The organism is Halomicrobium mukohataei DSM 12286, assembly GCF_000023965.1.
Taxonomy (GTDB): domain Archaea; phylum Halobacteriota; class Halobacteria; order Halobacteriales; family Haloarculaceae; genus Halomicrobium; species Halomicrobium mukohataei.
Genome location: NC_013202.1, coordinates 393,118 through 413,389, shown reverse-complemented (window position 1 = coordinate 413,389; position 20,272 = coordinate 393,118). Strand labels below are relative to the sequence as shown.

The 20,272-nt window shown below is 65.7% G+C and carries 20 protein-coding genes, 1 tRNA gene and 1 pseudogene; 9 read left to right on the top strand and 13 right to left on the bottom strand.

Features of this window, described 5'->3' with window-relative positions; genetic code table 11:
- Positions 1–66 precede the first annotated feature (66 nt).
- Positions 67–1,527 carry an aryl-sulfate sulfotransferase gene (locus HMUK_RS01960; RefSeq protein ID WP_012807951.1) on the top strand — a complete coding sequence of 487 codons (1,461 nt, stop codon included), beginning with the start codon at positions 67–69 and terminating at the stop codon, positions 1,525–1,527.
- 18 nt (positions 1,528–1,545) lie between these two features.
- On the opposite strand, the gene HMUK_RS01955 is transcribed toward HMUK_RS01960, so the two are convergent.
- Together HMUK_RS01955 and HMUK_RS01950 are read right to left on the bottom strand one after the other, a co-directional pair.
- Positions 1,546–2,190 carry an HVO_2922 family protein gene (locus HMUK_RS01955; protein ID WP_012807950.1) on the bottom strand — a complete coding sequence of 215 codons (645 nt, stop codon included), beginning with the start codon at positions 2,188–2,190 and terminating at the stop codon, positions 1,546–1,548.
- Positions 2,191–2,260: 70 nt separating this feature from the next.
- Positions 2,261–3,223, bottom strand: coding sequence for a WD40/YVTN/BNR-like repeat-containing protein (locus HMUK_RS01950; protein ID WP_012807949.1), 963 nt, complete (start codon positions 3,221–3,223; stop codon positions 2,261–2,263).
- An 87-nt stretch (positions 3,224–3,310) separates the two neighbouring features.
- On the opposite strand from HMUK_RS01950, the gene HMUK_RS01945 reads away from it, so the two are divergent.
- Positions 3,311–3,496: a hypothetical protein gene (locus HMUK_RS01945; protein ID WP_012807948.1), complete on the top strand. Its 186-nt coding sequence runs from the start codon at positions 3,311–3,313 to the stop codon at positions 3,494–3,496.
- Positions 3,496–3,663: a hypothetical protein gene (locus HMUK_RS17430; RefSeq protein WP_012807947.1), complete on the top strand. Its 168-nt coding sequence runs from the start codon at positions 3,496–3,498 to the stop codon at positions 3,661–3,663. Before HMUK_RS01945 ends, HMUK_RS17430 begins: the two co-directional genes overlap by 1 nt.
- Positions 3,664–3,753: 90 nt before the next feature.
- On the opposite strand, the gene HMUK_RS01940 is transcribed toward HMUK_RS17430, so the two are convergent.
- Positions 3,754–3,826: transfer RNA gene (locus HMUK_RS01940), tRNA-Val, on the bottom strand.
- 86 nt (positions 3,827–3,912) lie between these two features.
- Here HMUK_RS01940 and HMUK_RS18110 point away from each other — a divergent pair.
- A pseudogene (locus tag HMUK_RS18110) lies at positions 3,913–4,401 on the top strand (DUF192 domain-containing protein); the annotation flags it as partial.
- Between the two features lie 21 nt (positions 4,402–4,422).
- Positions 4,423–4,896 carry a DUF192 domain-containing protein gene (locus HMUK_RS18105; protein WP_394324819.1) on the top strand — a complete coding sequence of 158 codons (474 nt, stop codon included), beginning with the start codon at positions 4,423–4,425 and terminating at the stop codon, positions 4,894–4,896.
- A 36-nt stretch (positions 4,897–4,932) separates the two neighbouring features.
- On the opposite strand, the gene HMUK_RS01930 is transcribed toward HMUK_RS18105, so the two are convergent.
- Positions 4,933–6,420, bottom strand: coding sequence for a response regulator (locus HMUK_RS01930; RefSeq protein WP_226928635.1), 1,488 nt, complete (start codon positions 6,418–6,420; stop codon positions 4,933–4,935).
- A gap of 119 nt (positions 6,421–6,539) precedes the next feature.
- Between HMUK_RS01930 and HMUK_RS01925 the strand changes: the two genes are divergently transcribed.
- Complete coding sequence (locus tag HMUK_RS01925; protein ID WP_012807944.1) at positions 6,540–8,522, top strand: ABC transporter ATP-binding protein; 1,983 nt, start codon at positions 6,540–6,542, stop codon at positions 8,520–8,522.
- An 86-nt stretch (positions 8,523–8,608) separates the two neighbouring features.
- Here HMUK_RS01925 and HMUK_RS01920 read toward each other — a convergent pair whose 3' ends face one another.
- From HMUK_RS01920 to HMUK_RS01910, 3 genes are all read right to left on the bottom strand, one after another.
- Entirely contained in the window at positions 8,609–8,983 is a 375-nt protein-coding gene (locus HMUK_RS01920; RefSeq protein WP_012807943.1) for a hypothetical protein, read from the bottom strand.
- Positions 8,984–9,182: 199 nt separating this feature from the next.
- Positions 9,183–10,505 (bottom strand): M28 family peptidase, encoded by a 1,323-nt coding sequence (locus HMUK_RS01915; protein WP_012807942.1) that lies wholly within the window; start codon positions 10,503–10,505, stop codon positions 9,183–9,185.
- A gap of 122 nt (positions 10,506–10,627) precedes the next feature.
- Entirely contained in the window at positions 10,628–11,209 is a 582-nt protein-coding gene (locus tag HMUK_RS01910) for a 2Fe-2S iron-sulfur cluster-binding protein (protein ID WP_012807941.1), read from the bottom strand.
- A gap of 512 nt (positions 11,210–11,721) precedes the next feature.
- On the opposite strand from HMUK_RS01910, the gene HMUK_RS16955 reads away from it, so the two are divergent.
- Positions 11,722–12,531: a hypothetical protein gene (locus HMUK_RS16955; RefSeq protein ID WP_126967191.1), complete on the top strand. Its 810-nt coding sequence runs from the start codon at positions 11,722–11,724 to the stop codon at positions 12,529–12,531.
- A gap of 441 nt (positions 12,532–12,972) precedes the next feature.
- Positions 12,973–13,437: a type IV pilin gene (locus HMUK_RS01895; protein ID WP_012807938.1), complete on the top strand. Its 465-nt coding sequence runs from the start codon at positions 12,973–12,975 to the stop codon at positions 13,435–13,437.
- A 39-nt stretch (positions 13,438–13,476) separates the two neighbouring features.
- Here HMUK_RS01895 and HMUK_RS01890 read toward each other — a convergent pair whose 3' ends face one another.
- The 3 genes from HMUK_RS01890 to HMUK_RS01880 all read right to left on the bottom strand — a co-directional run bounded on the left by HMUK_RS01890 (position 13,477) and on the right by HMUK_RS01880 (position 15,676).
- On the bottom strand, positions 13,477–14,391 hold the full coding sequence (locus HMUK_RS01890; protein WP_012807937.1) for a decarboxylating 6-phosphogluconate dehydrogenase: 915 nt from the start codon (positions 14,389–14,391) through the stop codon (positions 13,477–13,479).
- Positions 14,392–14,558: 167 nt separating this feature from the next.
- The gene (locus tag HMUK_RS01885) at positions 14,559–14,732 is read right to left on the bottom strand and encodes a DUF5786 family protein (protein ID WP_012807936.1); all 174 of its coding nucleotides are present in this window, start codon (positions 14,730–14,732) and stop codon (positions 14,559–14,561) included.
- A gap of 107 nt (positions 14,733–14,839) precedes the next feature.
- A complete protein-coding gene (locus tag HMUK_RS01880; RefSeq protein ID WP_012807935.1) occupies positions 14,840–15,676 on the bottom strand; it encodes a ZIP family metal transporter in 837 nt (278 codons plus the stop codon).
- An 83-nt stretch (positions 15,677–15,759) separates the two neighbouring features.
- On the opposite strand from HMUK_RS01880, the gene HMUK_RS01875 reads away from it, so the two are divergent.
- Entirely contained in the window at positions 15,760–17,103 is a 1,344-nt protein-coding gene (locus HMUK_RS01875; protein WP_012807934.1) for an aryl-sulfate sulfotransferase, read from the top strand.
- Positions 17,104–17,127: 24 nt separating this feature from the next.
- Here HMUK_RS01875 and HMUK_RS01870 read toward each other — a convergent pair whose 3' ends face one another.
- The 3 genes from HMUK_RS01870 to HMUK_RS01860 all read right to left on the bottom strand — a co-directional run bounded on the left by HMUK_RS01870 (position 17,128) and on the right by HMUK_RS01860 (position 20,246).
- Positions 17,128–18,270 (bottom strand): site-2 protease family protein, encoded by a 1,143-nt coding sequence (locus tag HMUK_RS01870; RefSeq protein WP_012807933.1) that lies wholly within the window; start codon positions 18,268–18,270, stop codon positions 17,128–17,130.
- A gap of 75 nt (positions 18,271–18,345) precedes the next feature.
- Positions 18,346–18,726 (bottom strand): hypothetical protein, encoded by a 381-nt coding sequence (locus tag HMUK_RS01865; RefSeq protein WP_012807932.1) that lies wholly within the window; start codon positions 18,724–18,726, stop codon positions 18,346–18,348.
- A gap of 578 nt (positions 18,727–19,304) precedes the next feature.
- A complete protein-coding gene (locus HMUK_RS01860) occupies positions 19,305–20,246 on the bottom strand; it encodes an AEC family transporter (RefSeq protein WP_012807931.1) in 942 nt (313 codons plus the stop codon).
- Between the last annotated feature and the right edge of the window lie 26 nt (positions 20,247–20,272).

Here is a 20,272-nt window from a genome sequence, read left to right as displayed (position 1 = left end):
CGAGGGCGACCGCGAGGTGCCGGGGGAGTCGAAAGGTATAGACGTGCCGTCGGTGTAGGCGTCCCCGTGTTCTCCGACGGCTTGCTCGCCTCCTGTCGACGGATCGGGACAGGACTGACCGATTGCGTCGCACGAGCGCGTGCGAACGCTACTGCCGCCGACTGGATTCGGTTCGCGCTGCTGGCGACGATCTGTCTCTTGCTGGCGGTCGTCGCAGCCAACGTAGCGACGTCCACGCCGGCAGACAACACCACTCTCCAGCGCGGGACGGTGACCCAGCCGGCCGACAACACGACGATCGTCAGCGTCCAGGGGTACACCTTCGAGGGCTCGGTCAACGACAAGAAGCCCGCTCGACTGATCGCGGCCGACGAACGTGCTGGCACGGACTGGACCTACCAGAGCCGTCAGGGGTCCGGTGCCTGGTTCTTCGACGTCGATCCGCTCGACGACGGGAACCTGCTCGTCGTCTCGCCTCGCAGCGGCGAGACGCTGATCTACGAGCTGAACCCCGAGACCAACGAGCGCGTCTGGGAACGGCGCTTCCCCTTCGAAGACACCCACGACGCCGACATGCTCAGCGAGGACGAACTCGTGATCGGCCACATGCGGGCCTGGAACGAGACCAGCGAGGTCAGCAACGACGAGGTGGTGGTCTACAACCTGACGACCGACGAGATCACCTGGCGCTGGCGGCTCCGCGAGCACTTCGACAACGACACCGACGGCGGTATGAACGCCGACTGGAGCCACCTCAACGACGTGGACCAGGTCGGCGAGCATCGCTTGCTCCTGTCGCCGCGCAACTTCGATCAGGCGATCGTCGTCGATCGACGGTCCGGCGAGATCGTCCGGCGACTGGGTCGTGACGACGACTACTCGGTGCTCACCGAACAGCACAATCCCGACTACCTCGTCGGCGAGAACGGGACGCCGACGATGCTGGTCGCCGACAGCGGCAACGATCGGGTCGTCGAGTACGCTCGCCTGAACGGCTCGTGGGAACGGACCTGGGAGGTCGGGACGGGCTCGCTCAAGTGGCCGCGGGACGCCGATCGCCTCCCCAACGGCAACACGCTGATCGTCGACAGCCTCAACCACCGCGTGATCGAGGTCACGCCGACCGGCGAGATCGTCTGGGAGTACTACGCCACCTGGGGACCGTACGACGCAGAGCGACTGGGGACCGGCGACGAGTCCAACGGCCCGACGATCCGCCAGCAAAACGCCACCGGCAGCTACGACCTCTCCGGCAGTGCGGGCCTGCGCCCCGGTACCGGCGACAACCTCGACTTCCCGTCCCGGCTTCAGGCGACGTTCTCGGGGACGCTGCTGTCCGGGCCCGCGAACGCCCTCGCACAGCTGTGGGGTCACTACATGCCGTGGTTCCGTCCGGTCTGGCTCTCCTCGTGGGACGCGGCCTTCCTCATTGGGGCGGGCCTGCTCGGGGTGAGCTGGGCCGGCGGCGAAGCGATCGTACGGCGCAAGCGACTCGTCGGCGGGCTCCGGCGTCGGCTCCCGTTCTGAGCGGACCCGGCGGTCGCCCTACTCTTCGCGCTCGACCTGTGCTCCTCGGACGTTCTGCTTGACGCTTCGCAGTCCCTGCTTGGCCTTCTGCTTCGAGGAGTACCCCTGTCCGCCGTCCGCGATGATGTTCCCGTTGTCGTGGACGAGCCGCCAGCGCCACTGGCCGGCGCTGTCCGCGAACAGCTCGAACGTCGCGTCGCTCCCGCCGTCCTGGCTCTCGTCGTCTTTCGACTGGTCGATCACGTTCGCGCCCGGCGCGTTCGAGCGGACGCTCTCTAACCCCTGCTCTGCCTTCTGGGCCGAGGCGTACCCCTCGCCGCCGTCGGCGATGACGTTGCCGTTGTCGTGGACGAGCCGCCAGCGCCACTCCTCGGCGCTGTCCTCGAACAGCTCGAACGTCGCCTTGCTCGCGGCCGCGTCGGTGTCGACATCGTCACCGTCCTCGGTCCAGGCCACCTCGATTTCGAGGTTCAGTCGCTCGCCCTCGCGCTCGACTTCGGTCTCCAGGTCGGCCTCCGGCGGTGCCGACACCGTCACCGTCTGTTCCTCGTCGGCCGGTGCGGGCTCGCCCGTGGCGAACCTGCGGGCGAGCCGCCGGAAGTACGACGCGATACCGCGTCGACTGCGCGTCTCGCTGGACTCGTGGATGGTCTCTTCTGACATACAGTTTGATCATCAAGTGGCAAACACATAGTGGTGGCCCTCTCTTCGACGCCCCCTCGGTGCGTCGCGATCAGACGACGGCCAGCCCGCGGGGGAGCTGTCGATACTCGTCGGGCCAGGCCAGCCCCAGCGCCGACCACGCCCTCCCGTCGTCGCTCGCGAACAGCCCGTGGTTCGTCAGGGCGTAGAACTGTCCGTCGTGGGCGGCCAGCACCGCCCGCGCGAGCCCGTCGGGGTCTGGTAGTCCCGACATCGCCCGCTCCCAGCCGTCGTCGGTCCGCCGATAGACGGAGGACTCGCCCTCCGTGCTGTGTGCATCGCGGGCACCGGTGGCCGCCGACACCACGACGTCGTCTGGGTCCGCGCCGACTGCCAGTCCCCAGACGTAGCGGTGATCGAGTCCCGACTGGGGGAACGACCACGTATCGCCGCGGTCTCGCGACTCGGCGTAGCCGTCGCCGGCCGCCGTGTAGACGCGTTCGGGCGCGTCGGGGTGCGTGCCCAGCGTGTGGTTGTCTCGCCGCGCTCCGTCCGGATGATCCTCCCAGCTCTCGCCCGCGTCGTCTGTCCGGACGAGCGCGCCCGCTTCGATGGCGACGTAGAGGCGGTCGGGATCGGCCGGGTCGACGGCGATCCAGCGTACGTGGTGGGTGTCCGGCCGCGGCGGGAACGACCACCGCGACGCCGAGGGGAGGGACTGCAACCCGGGCCGCTCGCTCCAGGAGTCGCCGCCGTCGATCGATCGATACACCCGCGAGGGCTCGGTCCCGGCCCAGATCACGCCGGGATCGTGCGGGCTGACCGTCACGGCAGTCACCCGGTCGCCGGTGTCCAGCCCGGTGGTCCAACTGTCGCCGCCGTCGGTACTGCACTGGAGGCCTGCGTCGACGGTCCCGACGAAGACCCGCTCAGGACGCTCCGGCGCGGCGGCGACACACTCCAGTGAGTGCGCCACGGGTCGCTCCCGGGCCATCCAGTCGTCGTCCTCGATCACCAGCAACCGATCGTCCAGCGCAGCGTAGCAGGTGGGCATGTCCTTCCCTACGACTTCGCGGGACAAACGTCTCGTGGTGACACTCACCACGAAGTATTTACCGCAGGCCGGCGCAGGCCCGGTCGCATGGTACACTGCCCTGAATGCCAGACGCCACTCGAAACGGCCGACGACATCGAGTTCGCCGAGACCGACGCGACGACCGGATTCATCAAAGCCTCCAAGCGGTTCTACACGGCCAACTGCGCCGCCTGCGGGCTGACGATCGGCAGCGGCGTCGCCGGTGCGAAGTCGAACGGAGGTGCGGTCTGATGGCCCACTGTCCCGAGTGCGAGGCGACGCTCGACCAGCAAGACGACGTGGAGTTCGTCGACATGGACTCGACGACGGGCTTTTTCACCGCCTCCAAGCGGTTCTACCTCGTCGCCTGTGGCGAGTGTGGGGCCGCGATCGGCAGCGGCGTCGCCGGTGCGATGTGAACCACGGTCGGTCCGCTCGCTGACGGTCGCTTCTCTCTCTGGTGCAAATTCGCGTCTGCCATTCGCTGCTCACCGTCGTTCGCAGCAGAATGGGCCCGGGCGGATTTGAACCACCGGCCTCTTCCTTGTAAGGGAAGCGTCATAACCACTAGACCACGGGCCCGACACCGGCAGAGAAACGATGCGGGGAAATAACCCTTTCTCTCTGGAGGCGACAGCGTTACCCGGATCACACCCCAGGGGTCGAACATGGAGCGGTCGACAGCGGTCGTCGGGGGGACTATCGGGCTCCTCGTCGTCGGAGCGCTCGTCGTCTGGTCGGGCGTCTGGCTCCAGTTCGTCGATCCGGGGAGCTACGAGCGGACGACGGTGACGGTCGTCGACGAGGGCGGGACGGAACTCGGCGCGGTCGACGCCCGCATCGCCGACACGTGGCAGCAGCGACTCGTCGGGCTCAGCCGGACCGACTCGCTGGCCGTCGACGAGGGGATGCTGTTCGTCCACGACCGACAGGACCAGCACGGCTACGTGATGCGCCGGATGTCGTTCCCGCTGGACATCGTCTTCGTCGCCGAGAACGGGACGATCACGCGGATCCACCACGCGCCAACACCGGCCGACGGAGCCAGCGAGAGCGACCTGCGGGAGTACTCCGGTGAGGGCAAGTACGTCCTGGAGGTCAATCGCGGCTGGACCAACGCGACCGGCGTCTCCGTCGGCGACCGACTGTTGATTTCCGGCGAGACGAGCGACGACGCGGTGAGCGACGAGGCAGCCGGCGATCAGCAGGCGACGGCATCCACGCCGGAGTGTCCCGCAGGGCCGACGGGGACGCCGTCGCCGGACAACGCGACCGTGACCGCACTGGACGACGACTGTGCGCCGCTGGGGACCGTCTCGGTGGCGATCGCAGACAACAGCAGCGAACGCATCACCGGGCTGAGCGACACCGAGTCGCTGGCCGTCGACGAGGGGATGCTGTTCGTCTTTCCCGAAATCGGCGAGCACGCGTTCGTGATGCGAGAGATGTCGTTCCCGCTGGACATCGTCTACGTCGCCGCCAACGGGACGGTCACCCGGATCCACCACGCGCCGGTCCCCGAGGGCGAGTACGAGCGCCGGTATCCGGGTGAGGGCAAGTACGTCCTGGAGGTCAATCGCGGCTGGACCAACGAGACCGGCGTCTCCGTCGGCGACCGACTGCGGCTCCCGAACGTCACCGCCGCCTCGTGATCTGTGGGTCGACGGTCGCTGTTGCCGTTCTCGAACCTAGGTGGCGAGGTCAGATCTCGGCAATTCGACTGTGAACGCCGCTCCCCGAGGATCGTTGTCATCGATCCAGATATCGCCCCCGTACTGCTCGACGAGCGTTTCGACGAGATACAGTCCGATGCCGGTTCCGTCACTCTTCTTCCCCATCTCGTCTTTGTCGAAGACGCTTGGTTTGAACTCGTCCGAGATACCAGGACCGTTGTCCGCAACAGTCACGCGGGCAACGGTGTCCGTTACTGTCATGGTCACGGTGATATGTGGATCGTCCGTCTCGTTGTGATGGACTGCATTCGAGAGTAAGTTCCCGAACACCGCCTGAACCGCTCCGTTCGCCTCGATGGTGACGGTTGGAAGCGCCCCCTCTACACGGATGGTCGCGTCTTCGAACCTGCGCTGGGACTTGGTGACTTCGCTTGCGATCACGTCGGAGAGTTCGATCGGAGTGAAATCGACCGCGCCGCTCTCCTCCAGCGCATCGGTGAACGCACCGACGTTTGCCGTAAGCTCCGCGATGTGGTCACAGGTGTCCTGAATGCGTTCGAGATACTCGACACCGTCCTCGTCGACGTGGGGAGCGACGGCCCCTGCCCATCCCATGAGAAGCTGGACATCGTTGTTGATGTCGTGACGAACGAGGCGATTGATGAGTGCCAGCTCTTCGGTTTTCGTCTCCAGTTGCTGTTCGTGTCGCTTCTGCTGGGTGATATCTCTGGAGATGAACTGGACCGTTTCGTGATCGGCTGTCTCCCTGCGTGGTGTAACGATATTGTGAAACTGGCGGACGCCGATATTGTCCTGAAAGGTTACGGCGCTTCCGGCAGTGGTCGCGCGGTGGCCGTACTCCAGACGCCTGGCCGCCACGTCGGGATCGATGACCGACGACAGCCGCTCGCCGATCACCTGCTCCCGAGTCATTCCGTGTGAACTGGCCATCGACGTGTTCGCGGACAGGATCATTCCATCGGACGTGACTTCCACGATCTCGTCCGGCGTGTTGTCGACCAGTTGTTCGTACTTGCGGCGGGCCTCATACTGGGAGACGACGTTGTCGATTCGATTGGCGAGTAACTGGAGCTGTTCCCCGTCGATGATGCGGGTTTTTAACAGGTAATCGTCGATCCCGGCACCGATCGCTTCGCTCGCGACCGTCTCGTCACCCTGACCGGTGAGCAGGATGAACGGGACGTCGAACTCCGCGTCAATCGCCTTGTGGAGTTCCAGCCCGTCCATCGATGGCATCTCGTAATCGCTCACGACGCAGTCGATCTGCTGGTCGCGCATCACTGCTAACGCTTCCGATCCGGTACTCGCCGTCCGCGTGTTGAGGCCGTGTTTCTCTTCGAGCGTCTCCGACGTTATTTCGAGGAAGAAATCGCTATCGTCGACAACGAGAATCGTTGCGACGGGTGCCAAATTCATTACCCTTCGTTGTCCCAAGAGCAAGTTAACACGTTCCCTCACTCTATCTCGAATGATAACGGGCACACGACCGTGACACTGGTTTCTCCGCGTGACTGCCGTAGTGGCCCCTCACGTGCTTGCTGTGCCCGCTGCCTTTCTCCCATACGACGACCTTTTGAGGCCAGCACCATTGATAAGCGAGCATGGATGTCGACGCCGGGGACGACGACGCCTTCGAGGACGTTCGCGAAAACGTCGATCACCCGATGCGCCGGCTGTTCGCCGAATACGGCCGGGACAACACCGGCGCGTTCACGGTCGGCCTACTGAGTAGTATCGCCGCGCGACTGCTCGATTTGTTGCCGCCGGTGTTGCTCGGCGTCGCCGTCGACGCGATCTTTCGGAACGACCGCCCGTTCGCACTCGGTCCAGTCGATCTATCGGCGTACGCCTCTGATCCCGAGTCCCAGGTGATACTCGCGTCGAGCATCATCGCTGGCGCGTTCATCCTCGGCGCTGGCTTTCACTGGACCCGAAACTGGGGGTGGAACGCCTTCGCCCAGCGCATCCAACACGCCGTCCGGACCGACACCTACGACCGGATGCAGCGGCTCAACATGGACTTCTTCGCCGACAAGCAGACCGGCGAGATGATGTCGGTCCTCTCGAACGACGTGAACCGCCTCGAACGGTTCCTCAACGACGGGATGAACTCGGCGTTCCGGCTGTCGGTGATGGTCCTGGGGATCTCGGCGATCCTCTTTTACTACAACTGGCAGCTCGCACTCCTGACGCTGGTGATCGTCCCGGCCATCGCGTTCTTCACTTACCGATTCATCAAGGCGATCCAGCCCAAGTACGCCGACGTGCGCTCCTCTGTCGGCCAGCTCAACTCCCGGCTGGAGAACAACCTCGGCGGCGTGCAGGTCATCAAGACCTACAGCACCGAAGGCTACGAGTCCGATCGCGTCGAGGACACCTCCCGCGACTACTTCGACGCGAACTGGGGCGCGATCACGACCCGGATCAAGTTCTTCCCGGGACTGCGCGTCCTCGCTGGCGTGGGCTTCGTCGTCACCTTCCTCGTCGGCGGGCTCTGGGTGTACAGCGGCGAGGGGCCGTGGATCTTCACCGGGACGCTCTCCGAGGGAGAGTTCGTCGTCTTCATCCTCCTCTCACAGCGGTTCATCTGGCCGATGGCACAGTTCGGACAGATCATCAACATGTATCAGCGGGCCTACGCATCGGCCGAGCGCATCTTCGGTCTGATGGACACGCCCAGCCTCATCGAGGAGACCGACGACGCCGAGGAGCTGGCGGTCACCGACGGGGAAGTCGAGTACGACGGGGTCACCTTCGGCTACGGGGAGACGCAGAGCGTCTCCGAACAGTCGAGCGGGGAGGGAACCGATCCCGCCGACGACGAGGTCATCCTCGACGACGTGTCTTTCACCGTCGACGGCGGCGACACGCTCGCACTCGTCGGGCCGACGGGCGCGGGCAAGTCGACCGTGATGAAGCTCCTGATGCGGATGTACGACGTGAACGACGGCGCGGTCAGGATCGACGGCCAGGACGTGCGCGACGTGACCATCCCGAGCCTGCGGGACGCGATCGGCTACGTCAGCCAGGAGACGTTCCTCTTTCACGGCACTGTCCGTGACAACATCGCCTACGGGAGCTTCGACGCCACCGACGAGGAGATCCGAGAGGCGGCCAAGGCCGCCGAGGCCCACGGCTACATCCAGAACCTCCCCGACGGCTACGACACGATGGTCGGCGAACGCGGCGTCAAGCTCTCGGGCGGCCAGCGCCAGCGCGTCGCCATCGCCCGTGCGATCCTCAAAGACCCCGAGATTCTCGTCCTCGACGAGGCCACCAGCGACGTGGACACGGAGACGGAGATGCTGATCCAGCGCTCGCTGGACCGGCTCACCGCCGACCGAACCACCTTCACCATCGCCCACCGCCTCTCGACGGTCAAGGACGCCGACCAGATCGTCGTCCTCGAAGACGGCTCGGTCGTCGAACGCGGCTCCCACGACGACCTGCTCGCCGAGGACGGCCTGTACGCCAACCTCTGGGCCGTCCAGGCCGGCGAGATCGACGAACTCCCCGAAGAGTTCGTCCGGCGCGCCACCGAACGCCGCTCGCAGGTGGATGCGGAGGTCGGGGACGACGACTGAAAGAGACTGCAGAGTAACATTCTGTGCGCACACGTCGAACTGGCCGAAATGAAGAGGGCAGCCAGAGGGTCGCTCCCCTCCAGGCGTCAACGATGCCGGATCACGAGGTACGTGATCAGAGCACCGATCGGAGCAACTAACTCAGCTCCGAATCGCAGGTAATCCTCTGTGAGATAGCCGAACCCGAGGCCGACGACGAACATTGCGACGAGTAGGCTGGCCCACCCCCAGACGTAACTCGGCAACTGACCGCTGTCACGATACTCAGCGTCCGAACTGGTCAGTTCACCCAGGGCACCGACGACACCTGTCGCTGCCCACAGCAGACCGAGAGTCACCTCCGGCACCCACGCGATAGCTGAGAGATGCGCGGCGGATTCGACCGTGGGAACGATCCGCAAAAATGATATTGATCCGCTAAGCCCGAGGAACGCCACCGCCTTGCCGGTGCGCTCGTTCATTATATTACGAACTCGCTCGAACGATATATAGGTTCCCAGTGAGGATATAATTCCGCTGTCGATGTGATCCGTAACGACGAGGGCATCGATCGCAGCGCTGTACTCGCCGTTCGGTGGCCGTAGTTGAGACGCCGATAGTCCGTGGCGTGCTCTTCCTGCTCGCCGTCCCGACGCGGTCGATCGGTGCGTAGCGACGCTGTCAGTCGTCGTAGGGCCAGTCGCCGACAACCTGCATACCCTCCGCGAGATCCTGCTCTTCGAGTGCCGTCGCGATCTCGGCGGTGTCTCTCCGTGGTAGCGCCCGCTCCTCGTCGGCCAGTTCGACCGCCAGTTCCGTCAGGAGCACGGCCTGCTCGCGAAGTGTCCTGGGTTCGAGCTTGTCCAGCGTGTCGGCGTGGGTGTGGCCCCACCCCCGGCCCTCGCCGTCGGTCTCGCTCATGACGTGGATGCCGGGGACGCCCCACTGGACGAAGGGCCAGTGGTCGCTGTGGGGGTTCATCGTCGGCGAGGTCGTTATCGGGTGGTCGAGCCGGTCGGCGACGGCCTCGGTGGCTTCGATCAGACCGTCGAAGCCGTGGGTGTAACACTGGAGCGTGCGGCCGCGGACGACGCCATCGAGGTTCAGGACCGCCTTCACGTCTTCCAGGTCGGTCTCGTCGGCCAGCCGGCTCGATCCCACGAGCCCGACCTCCTCGGCACCGAAGGCGACGAACTCCACGCGCGTGTCCAGCTCGCCCTCGCGAGCGGCGAGGGCCTTCGCGACCTCGACGACCGTCGCCGTCCCCGCGCCGTTGTCCATCGCCCCCTCCGCGATGTCGTGGGCGTCGACGTGGCTGGTCACGAGCACCGCCTCGTCGGTGTCGGGGCCGAGTTCGGCGTGGACGTTCTGGCTCGTCGCGTCCGGCGTCGTACAGTCGACGCTGACGGTCGCCGTCTCGCCCTCGTATCGGCGTGCGAGGCGCGCGCCGGTCTCGCGAGCGACGCCGACGGCCGGCACGTCGCCGATCGGTTCCTCGGGGGTGCCGACGCTGCCGGTCGGCGGGAGCATCCCCTCGACGTGGTTGACGTAGACGAACGCTGCCGCTCCCGCCTCGACCGCGTGATAGTACTTCTCTCGGCGGTGGATGTAGCGGTCGTACCAGTCGGGCACGTCCGAGCGCGCGATCACCACTGCGTCCTCGCAGTCCGCCTCGGCGAACTCCTCGGGCAGGCCGTGACCGGCGTCGACCAGCCGGCCGGTCACCGAACCGGCCGGCGAGCGCGGGAGCGCGATCACCGCCCGGTCGTCGCTGGCGACGGTCTCGCCGTCGGCCGTGATCGCACTCGCCTCGCGCTCCCAGCCCTGGATGTCGAACGCGGACAGCCCGGCGTCGCGGGCGTACTCTGCGAGGGCATCCCGCGTCGCCTCGGCGGCCGCCCGTTCCCCTTCACTGCCGGCCATCCGGGTGCCCGTATCGACCAGTTCGGTGAGGTGTCTCCAGCCCGCGTCGCTCGTGAACGTCTCGCCGATCCACTCGGTCATACCGGTCACTGTGGACGCCGCAGGCTTGTATCTCGGGGTAGCTGTCGGTCTGATCACTACGGCCGCGCTTCGGACAGTCGTTACTCTCGAATCGCACGGTCGCGGAGAAGTGTCGCGTCCCGTTAGGGCTGTTCGCCGGTCTCGATGGTGAACTCGTCGGTCGGGTAGGCGACGCAGGTCAGGCAGTAGCCCTCTTCCATGTCGTCGTCGAACAGCGACTCGTTTTGGCTGTGGCGGATGTAGTCGCTGGCGGCACCGTCGGTGATCTGGCCGGCACAGGAGACACACTGGCCCTGTCGACAGGCGTAGGGCATGTCCCATCCTTCGTCTTCGCCAGCGTCCAGGATGGTCTCGTTGTTCGCGACCTCGATCGTCTCGCCTTCCTTGGCGAACTCGATCTCGTAGTACTCGACCTCGTCGTCGGCGATCTCGTCGGGGTCGAATCCGTCGTCTGCCTCCTCTGCGCCCTCTTCGAGCTCTGCGCCCTCTTCGCCCGCCGGGATCGCCGCCGCGCTGCCGCCACCGCCGATCGAGCGGTTGTACGGCTCTGGGAAGTCCGTCTCCGGCACCGTCGCCGCTCGTTTCTCGATCACGTTCTGGGAGATATCCTCGCTCGGTTCCCAGCCCGTGCCCGAGCTGTAGTGGACCGCGACGACGACGATGGTGAGCACGGCCCCAGCGGCGACACTCACTGGTTCTACCATGCGCGAAGCTTTGGAGCACTGGCTTATTTAGCTGTTGTTTTGGCTGGCCGCTGGTGCCCGTCTTCGGGACAACCACACGAGGTGAGAGGAGTTCGTACGACACTGAAGTGGCACGTCGGTCGATTCCCGACAGTAGCAAGCAGGCATAACGGCAAGGGAGACGTTAATCTGTTCAGGGGCGTCGCTGGTGTGGCGGCGCTGTCGCCCGCGTCGTTGCCGGCACTTGTGCTTCCCTGAGCAGAGCTTCGGGCCCATTCGCTGATGGCCTTCCACAGACCGACGCAGCGGCTATTCATACTGCCGGCTGTAACTGTTTCAAGATATTCGCGACCACGGGGTCGCAATATTCTTTACAGACTTACAGCCGGCAGTATCAGCCCGCAGGGGCCCGCCACTACTAGTATCTTTTCTAATATTAGAGGGTAGAAAATGTTAGAAAGTGTTACCAAAAAAATATAATTAATAGACACGTCTGCGGAGACGCAATGCGAGATAGACGGAATTTCATTCGAATGGCAGCAGGATCGATCGCAGCTCTGAGTACCGTCGGAACCGTTAGCGCCGCCCGGCGTACACACGGACTCTCCAAACAGAAGGTCAATAAAGCGTTTCACCGGGGCATAATTCAGGACGGTGCTGCTGGTGCCCGGGCAAACCTGGAAGACCTCGGTATCGAGGATCCAACTGTCAAGTCGCACAACGACTTCAACGTACAGACCGATCCAGAGACGCTGACGGAGGAGGACGACGATGCAGGCCGCGTCAGTCCTGAATACAAATACGGAGATCCAGAAAACACGGATTCCAAACTGTTCGTCAGTCAGCACAATGTCGACGGGAGTGACGACAAAGTAAAGGTTTCTGTCGGCATGGCTCTCCGTGACCAAAAGCTAACAGCGGGGCATGCCTTCTGGTGTGATGACGCAATCGGTGTTGGATACAACAATTCCGATTGGGCGGCTGTAGGAAACCCCGTCGTCAGGGCAAGCAAGGATCACAGCGCACGGTTTACATCAGATGATGTCGGAGATGATGCTCTCGCCGGTACTGTGAACATTAAGGACCACTACGGTCGGGGAGAAGAAACCTCACTCCCGCAAGCTGCAGCGACCCTTAGCGGCGTGTTCCGCCTGCGAGATGGCAAAGTACCGTCGACTCTCTGGGGCTCCTATAATCACACCCTGTCTATCAGTCCTTCGGGGGCGATTAGCGACATCAGTGGTGGAAAGGGAGGAATTTCCGTCGGACTGAACACCGAGGCCAGGAAGGCTTGGAGTATCGCAGACTCGGTCGACCCCAGAAAGGATCTACCGGGGTACTGAGTCGAACTGTTCATAACTGTTGGGAGTGAGTGAAACGGCAATGACGGAATCTGACGCGTCACTGCAGGCTCACCTTCGGGCAATCCGGACTGCCATGGCTGGGATTGGTCTCGCGATCCTGACAATGGGAATACTAGGTGAGAGTGGCCTCGATATCTTCCTGCTAATTATCACCGTCCTCGTCATCGCGTACTCGTTCGTTCCGACGGTACTCAACAGCTGAAACGGGTACCCCTCGGTGGGCTTGCGAGTCGGGAGCTCTTAAGCCCCCGATGCTACCAGCACCTCGCGTGAGGGGGAGCACTGCACCCCACTCCGACGGCCAGAGTCTCGACAATCTTGTGTGGCTCATCCTCTCGTGGTTGCCAGCTACTGTCAAAAAGCGGCTGAAACGCCGCTATAAGAAGCAAAATTAAAATAGGAACTCTCGGGACCAACTGTATGGGAATACGCGAGTCGTGGAACGAACTCGGAACCGGCGGCAAGATACTGGTCGGGCTGGCCGTCGGCGTCGTCCTCTTGGCCGTGTTGCTCGTGGTGTTGGTCGTTCTCGCGGCGGTGCTCGCGTCGTTCGTCCTCGGCGTCGGGGACGAGGCCGCCCAGACGACACCCACGGTGTCGTTCGACTTCGACTACGACGACTCGACAACGACGACGACGATCCGTCACGAGATGGGCGATTCGATCCCGGCGAGCCAGCTCAGGGTCGTCGTCGCCGAGCGGAGCGTCGGTTGGGCCGACGGCGGCGGTGCCGTCAGCGGTGACGACGGCGAGGTGGTCGCCGGAGACTCGATCACCGTCGACACACAGCCGGGCGACCGCATCAGCGTCGTCTACGACGGGCCGGACACGACTTCGACGCTGGCCGCCCACGAGATCCACGAGGTAACGGTCACGGTCTCGTAGCTCACCGCCTCTCGGTACACGACTGCACTGTCCCGGTCTTTACTCCTCGCGGCGGGGCACGTCGTGACGACCGAACCCGTAGCGGAGCCGGTTGGCCAGCCGGCGGGCGAAGCGACCGGGGTCGTCGCCGTCGGTCGATCGCGACGAGAACCGCTCGGCCAGCGCCTGGTAGATCAGCGGCGTCGGCACCTCCTGTTCGAGGGCCTCCTGGACGGTCCAGGTGCCGGTCGAGCCGCCCTCGACGCGGTCGGCCACGTCTCCGAGGTCGGTGCCCTCCTCGCGGAAGGCCTCCTCACAGAGTTCCAGCAGCCACGAGCGGATGACCGCGCCGTTGTTCCACGTGCGCGCGACCGATTCGAGATCGAGGTCGAAGCGTCCGTTGGCAAGCAGCTCGAACCCCTCGCCGTAGGCCTGCATCAGGGCGTACTCGACGCCGTTGTGGACCATCTTCACGTAGTGGCCGCTGCCGGTCGGACCCATGCGGTCGTGGCCCGCCGGTCCGGTCGCGACCGCGTCGAACACCGGTACCAGTGCCTCGTAGGCCCACTCTGGACCGCCGACCATCAGCGAGAACCCGTCTTCGGCGCTGGCGGGGCCACCGGAGGTGCCACAGTCGACGTAGGCGGCGTCGGTGCGCTCGGCGCGCCGGAGCGTGTCGTGGAAGTTCGAGTTGCCGCCGTCGACGATCACGTCGTCGGCGTCGACCAGTCCGTCGAGTTCGTCCAGCGCGGCGTCGATCGGGTCGCCGGCCGGGACCATCAGCCAGATGCGCTTCTCCGCGCCGAGCTGGTCGGCCACGTCCGCGATCGAGTCGGCCGGCGTCGCGCCCGCCTCGGCCGCGTCGGCGACGGCCTCCCCGGAGATGTCGAACGCGACCACGTCGTGGCCGGCTGCGAGTGTCCTGTCGACGACGATCCGTCCCATCCGCCCGAGTCCGATAACACCGAGTTCCATACCGGTAGCTCTCGGGGGCTGTGTGGTATGGATTGTGGTTTTCGGCTCCCTCGAACTCGCGCCCGGACGGATGACAGCGGCTGTCGGCTGTCGTCGCGTCACGATAGTCGCCAGCCCGAATGGCGACGGTCGCCCCAGACTGGCGGCCGACAGTGTGAGAACGGTCTTTACTCTTCGTCGCGCATCTCGTCGAGGCGGCCGATCAGCTCGTCCTGATCGGCGTCGGACTCGAAGCTGACGTCGCCGTCGTGGTCGTTGTTGTGGACGTTGACGGCCTCGTCCTCGTCGATGTCGTTGTCCTGATCCTTCTGTTCGGACTCGTCGTAGCTACCAAATCCCATGTGTAGACCCACACCGGTCAGCTACAAAAGCATCGTGGCTCGCTCGCGGCACGGCAGAGAGTCACGCTCGCAGCCCTCGCCGTCGGCGCTCGGGCGAGTCTGTCCGACTATCCCAGCGCGATGTCGAGGTACAGCATCACGACCACGCCGGCCATCGTCCCCAGCGTCGCGACGCGCTCGTACCCTCGCGTGTGCGTCTCGGGGACGATCTCGTCGCTGATGACGAACAGCATCGCGCCCGCGGCAAAGCCCATCGCGTAGGGGAGCAGCGGTGCGACGACGCTGACCGCGACCGCTCCGATCACCGCAAGGGGGATCTCGACCACGCCCGACCGGATCCCGGCGAAGACGGCGTAGGCGCGACGATCCAGTCCGGCGTTGATCGCGGCCACGGAGACGGCCAGCCCCTCGGGCACGTTCTGGATCCCGATCGCGATCATCAGCGGGATCGCCTCTTCGACGTTGCCCGAGCCAAAGCCCACGCCGACGGCCAGTCCCTCCGGCATGTTGTGCAGCGTGATCGCCAGCACGAACAGGACGACCGCGCCGAGTCGCTCGTCGACGGCGGGGAGCCGATCAGTCGGGTCCGCGGCGTCGGTCCGGCGGCTGCCGGTCAGGAGGTAGTGGGCGTGGGGGACGAACCGGTCTGCCTGATCGAGAAAGAGGGCACCGAGGACGACGCCGGCCAGCGTCGGGAGCGGGTCCCCGCCGGAGTACTGCTCGATGCCGGGGATGATGAGGCTCGTGAACGCCGCCGCCAGCATGACGCCCGCGGCAAAGCCAAGCGCGCCGTCCAAGGCCCGCTCCGACGGATCGCGCCACACGAGCACGAGCGACGCTCCCAGGAGGTTCATCGCGGCGATGACGATCCCACCGGCCAGTCCCTGGATTACCGGATCGGTCCCCACCACTCGGACGAACAGCTCCGGTACCGTTTGCAGCATACCTCACCCACTCCCGGGGGGATCTAACTGTTGTCGGATCCGTGGCGGAACGCTTTTGCTCGCGCTCCGCGCACGCCGACCCAATGGACCGCAGGGCTCGCGGACTCGCGCTCGTCGGCCTCGGCGTGCTGGTGATCGTCGGCACACTCGCCGTCGGTGCCGTGACCGCGCCCGACCGGAGCGTGACCGACGGCGACGAGCGACAGACGCTCGTCGGCTCACAGGGCGGTGGCACCGGCTGGCACGACCACGGCAGCGTCTATCTGGTCGACAGCGACGAGATCGCCTGGCGCGAGGACAGCGCCGACAGCTACTTCGACGTGACCATGCTCCCGAACGGGTCGGTGATGGCCGGGTTCATGCACTCTGGCTACGAGGACGGCTGTGGTCCCTACGAGACGCCCTGTACGAAGACCGGGTTTCGGGTCATCGACCCCGACGCCGACGGCGGTCCGACGGTCGTCTCGGAGCACGCCGTCCCGGTTCGCAGCCAGGGCAACAGCGAGGTCCACGACGTGGAACGACTCCCCTCGGGCGAGTACCTCATGACCGACATGGACGCCGAGCGCCTCGTCGCCGTCCGGAACGGCGAGGTGACCTGGGAGTGGCGAGCCAGCGAGCTGTACACCGCCCCAGAGGACCCGACCCGCCGCGACTGGCTCCACGTCAACGACGTGGACGTGATCAACGAGAGCCACTACCTCGTCTCGGTGCGCAACGCGAACCAGCTCGTCGTCGTCGAGCGCGGCGCGGGTGCCGTCGAGGTGATCAACGCCGACCGCGGCGGCAGCGACGACAGCTGTCTCGTCCGGGGCGAACAGCTCGTCCCCGACGCCGACGGCGACGTGCGCTGTGGCGACCCCGACGTGTTGAACCACCAGCACAATCCCCAGTGGCTCGGCGACGGCGCGGTGCTGGTCGCCGACAGCGACAACCACCGCGTCGTCGAACTCCACCGGACCGAGAGCGGCGAGTGGGAGCCCGCCTGGACCCTGGAGCGAGCGGGCGGTATCCGGCTGGACTGGCCCCGAGACGCCGACCGGCTGTCGAACGGCAACACGCTGGTGACCGACACGCTCAACACCCGCATCTTCGAGATCAGCCCGAACGGCACCGTCGTCTGGAGCAGGGAAACACCGGACACGTCCCCAATCCCCTACGAGGCCGAACGGTTGCCCGAGGGCGAGCGCGTCGGCGGGCAGCGCTACCCCGGCGGAGAGGCCGCGGGAGAGACAGACGGTCGGACGCCGACGGCGACGCCGGACGCGCCGGGCGGGGACGTGCCCGGGCTCTCGCTGGGGATGACGGTGTTGCGCGCGGCCGTCCCGTCGACGCCCTTCTGGTTCGGAGAGGCCCACCTCGGATTCTCGCTGGTGGGTCTCGTGCTGGTCGTCGGTGGCGGGATCGACCGCTGGCGCGCGCTGTGACGCCTCTTTCGAGTATCGGACCCCTTACAGCGGCTCGCCCCGGCCGAGCACTTTCCGCATCTCCATCGCCGACGCGAAGTCCGTCCGCGAGACGACGCGGGTCCCCTCTGGGGTCGTGACGAACGCCTCGCTGGCCCGCGCCTGATCGAGTGCCACGAGCGCGTCGAAGGCCGACATCGAGCCGTCGAAGGTCGGCAGGTCCGTCGCCATCAGGTCGGCGACGGTCGTCGTCTCGCGCTCCTCGGGTGCGACCGCCCGGAAGTCGTTGCCGCTGATGACGCCGACCACGTCCCCGTCCTCGACGACCGCGAACTCGGTGCGGCGGTCGGCGAACATGCGGGTCACCAGCTCCGAGACCGTGGCGTCGGCCTCGATGGTGGCGTCGGGCGCGGCCGCCATGTCGGTGACGGTCAGCCCCTCTAGCAGATCACCCAGCGCGACGGTCCGGGACTCGCTGCTCGCGGCCCCGTAGATGAACAGCGCCAGCAGGACGAGCATCGGATTGAACCCGCCCAGCAGCCCGGCGGCACCGAAGAGGATCGCGAACAGCTTCCCGACGGTCGCCGCCGTTCGCGTCGCCCCGGCGTAGGATCGATTCCGGGCCAGCAGCGCTCGCAGGACTCGGCCGCCGTCCATCGGGAACGCGGGGACCATGTTGAACACCGCGAGCACGACGTTGGTGACCGCCAGCCAGCCGACCACGAAGACGACTACCGGCTGGGAGGCCGGGATCACGAACAGCGCGCCGTAGCAGGCCAGTCCCGTGACCACGCTGGTGGCCGGCCCCGCGACGGCGATCCAGAACTCCTTGTTCCACTCGCGGGGGATCGCGCTGAGGCTGGCGAGACCGCCCAGGATCCACAGCGTGATCGATTCGACTTCCAGATCGTAGCGCAGCGCGGCCCAGGCGTGGCCCAGCTCGTGCAGGGCGACGCTGGCGAACAGGCCGACGGCGGCGGCCGAGCCGATGATCCAGGGGATCGCGCCGTCGACGGTGAGCGCGTCCGTGTCGAGCGGTGCTCCGGTCAGCCCCTCGATGAGGCCGGCGTACAGTTCGATCTGCTGACCGCTGCCCAGCAGCCACGCGAACAGCGGCAACACGACGAGCAACGAGATGTGGATCTTGATCGGAATCCCCCACACCTGAGCGACTTTGAACGAGCGCATACCGGTAGCTGTCGCTCCGCAGTAATACGTGTCTGGGTCGCGACAACGGGTCGCCCCGCTTCGTTCGTCGCGCGATCAGACGCCCGCGACGCCGAGCGCGCCGACGCCTCCCGGTAGCAACCGGCTGACGAGCGTCAACACGATGACCGACGCGAGCCACGCGATCAGCGCGATCCCGGCCGCGTCGATCCACCCGCCGGGATAGCGCCAGTTGATGATGCCCAGGTAGACGAGGAAGCCCAGCACCGTCGCCAGGAGCCCACCCAGCAGCGGGATCCAGCCGACCAGCAGCGAGACGACGCCGACGCCGAGCGCGGCAAACAGCGCCGTCCACACCGCCCGCTCGAAGTCGCCGTCGCCGGTCATCACTCTCGCACCGACGTAGATGCCCAGCCCGCCGATCAGCAGGCTGACGAGGAACGTTACCACCGATCCGACGAGGCCAGCGAGTACCATGTCCGAACGTCCACGCCCACGACATACATACCTTCGGGCCAGTGGGTGAGTAGTGTTCAGATAAGCGACTGTCAGCGTAGTGGTGGAGACACCGAAAGCCCTCGCGCAGTTGCGGTCCCGCGACTCGCTGCGCTCCAGTCGGTGCTTGTTCCGAGAGAGCAAGCTCTCTCGACGTTCGCCTCTCTTCGTTCGGCTCACCTTCGTCGGGGTTCCCGCAAGGGCCGGCCGGTTCGACCGGCCGGCTATAACGTGACGGCGAGGCCGTCACGCAGCGCTCGCCCTTTCATCCACCAGGGTCTAGACGGTTCAACGGCCGAATCCTGGCGTCTGTGCGAACAGGGTGAGCACAGGCTCAGGAGAGCGTGCTCTCCTGGCGGATGAAAGGGCGAGTCGTGGTCCGGCATTCTGTGGCGGCACTATCTGAACGAAGTGAAGATATCCGTCACAGAATGCCGGAGCGCGACGAGGGTTTTCGGTGCTTCGAGTTTCTGATCCTGATTTCTTATCTGAACCGCCAGTGAGTGGGTGGTGTCCGATCCGCTATCGGCGCTTCCGTCTGGCCCAGGCACCCGCGGCAGCTACGTAATCACCAGCAACAGGAAGAAAAGCGAGACGATCGAGGCGACCGTCGTCGCGAAGACGTTGACGGAGGCAAACGCGGAGTCACCGCCCAGTTCCGTGGCGTAGACGTACGTGGAGACGGCGGTGGGAGCCCCGAACATGACGAGCGCGGCGTTGCGCGTCATCGCGTCGGCTCCGAGCCCGGAGAACACGAGCCACGCGATCAGTGGCATCACCAGCACCTTCAGCCCGACCACCGTGGCGGTCCGAGTCAGCGGAATCTCGGGACCTCGCGGGTCGAGCGAGCCCCCGACCGCGAGCAGCGCGACCGGGAGCGCGAGCGTCGACAGCCAGTCGAGCCCGGTCCCGGCGGCCGTCGGTACGTCCAGTTGCAGCGTCGCGAAGACGAGACCGACGCCGAGTGTCAGCAAGATCGGGTTCGTCACGAGGTTCCGGAGTTCCCCCAGGAAGTCGGCCTCGGTCTCGTTGATCCGGACGAGGACGAGGATCGTCAGTGGAATCTGGATCAGTGCCCCCAGTCCGAGGATGATGCTCGCGGTCGCCGCCGCGGTCGAGCCCAGCGTCGCCGCCACGACGGGCACGCCGAAGTACCCGAAGTTGCCGTGGTACGACTGGATCACGGCCACGCTGCGCACGTCGTCGTCGCCACCGCGGTTGCTCACCAGCGAGAGGGCAACCAGCGTCCCGATGACGACGACCAGTCCCGCCACGAGCGCGACCGAGACCAGCTCGCCCAGTCGCTTGTCGTAGGTCGAGGAGAAGACGAGCGCGGGCAACAGAACGTAGAAGGCGACCTGTCCGAGTCGCTCGTTACGATCGTTCGTGAGCACTCCGAGGCGGCGCGCGCCGAAGCCGACGGCCACCAGCGCGAGCATGTAGGCGAACCGCCCCAGCAGATCGAGGTCGACGCCGGCCGCGAGCGCCCACAGCGAGTCCATATCGAGCCCCAGCCGATTGCCACGTT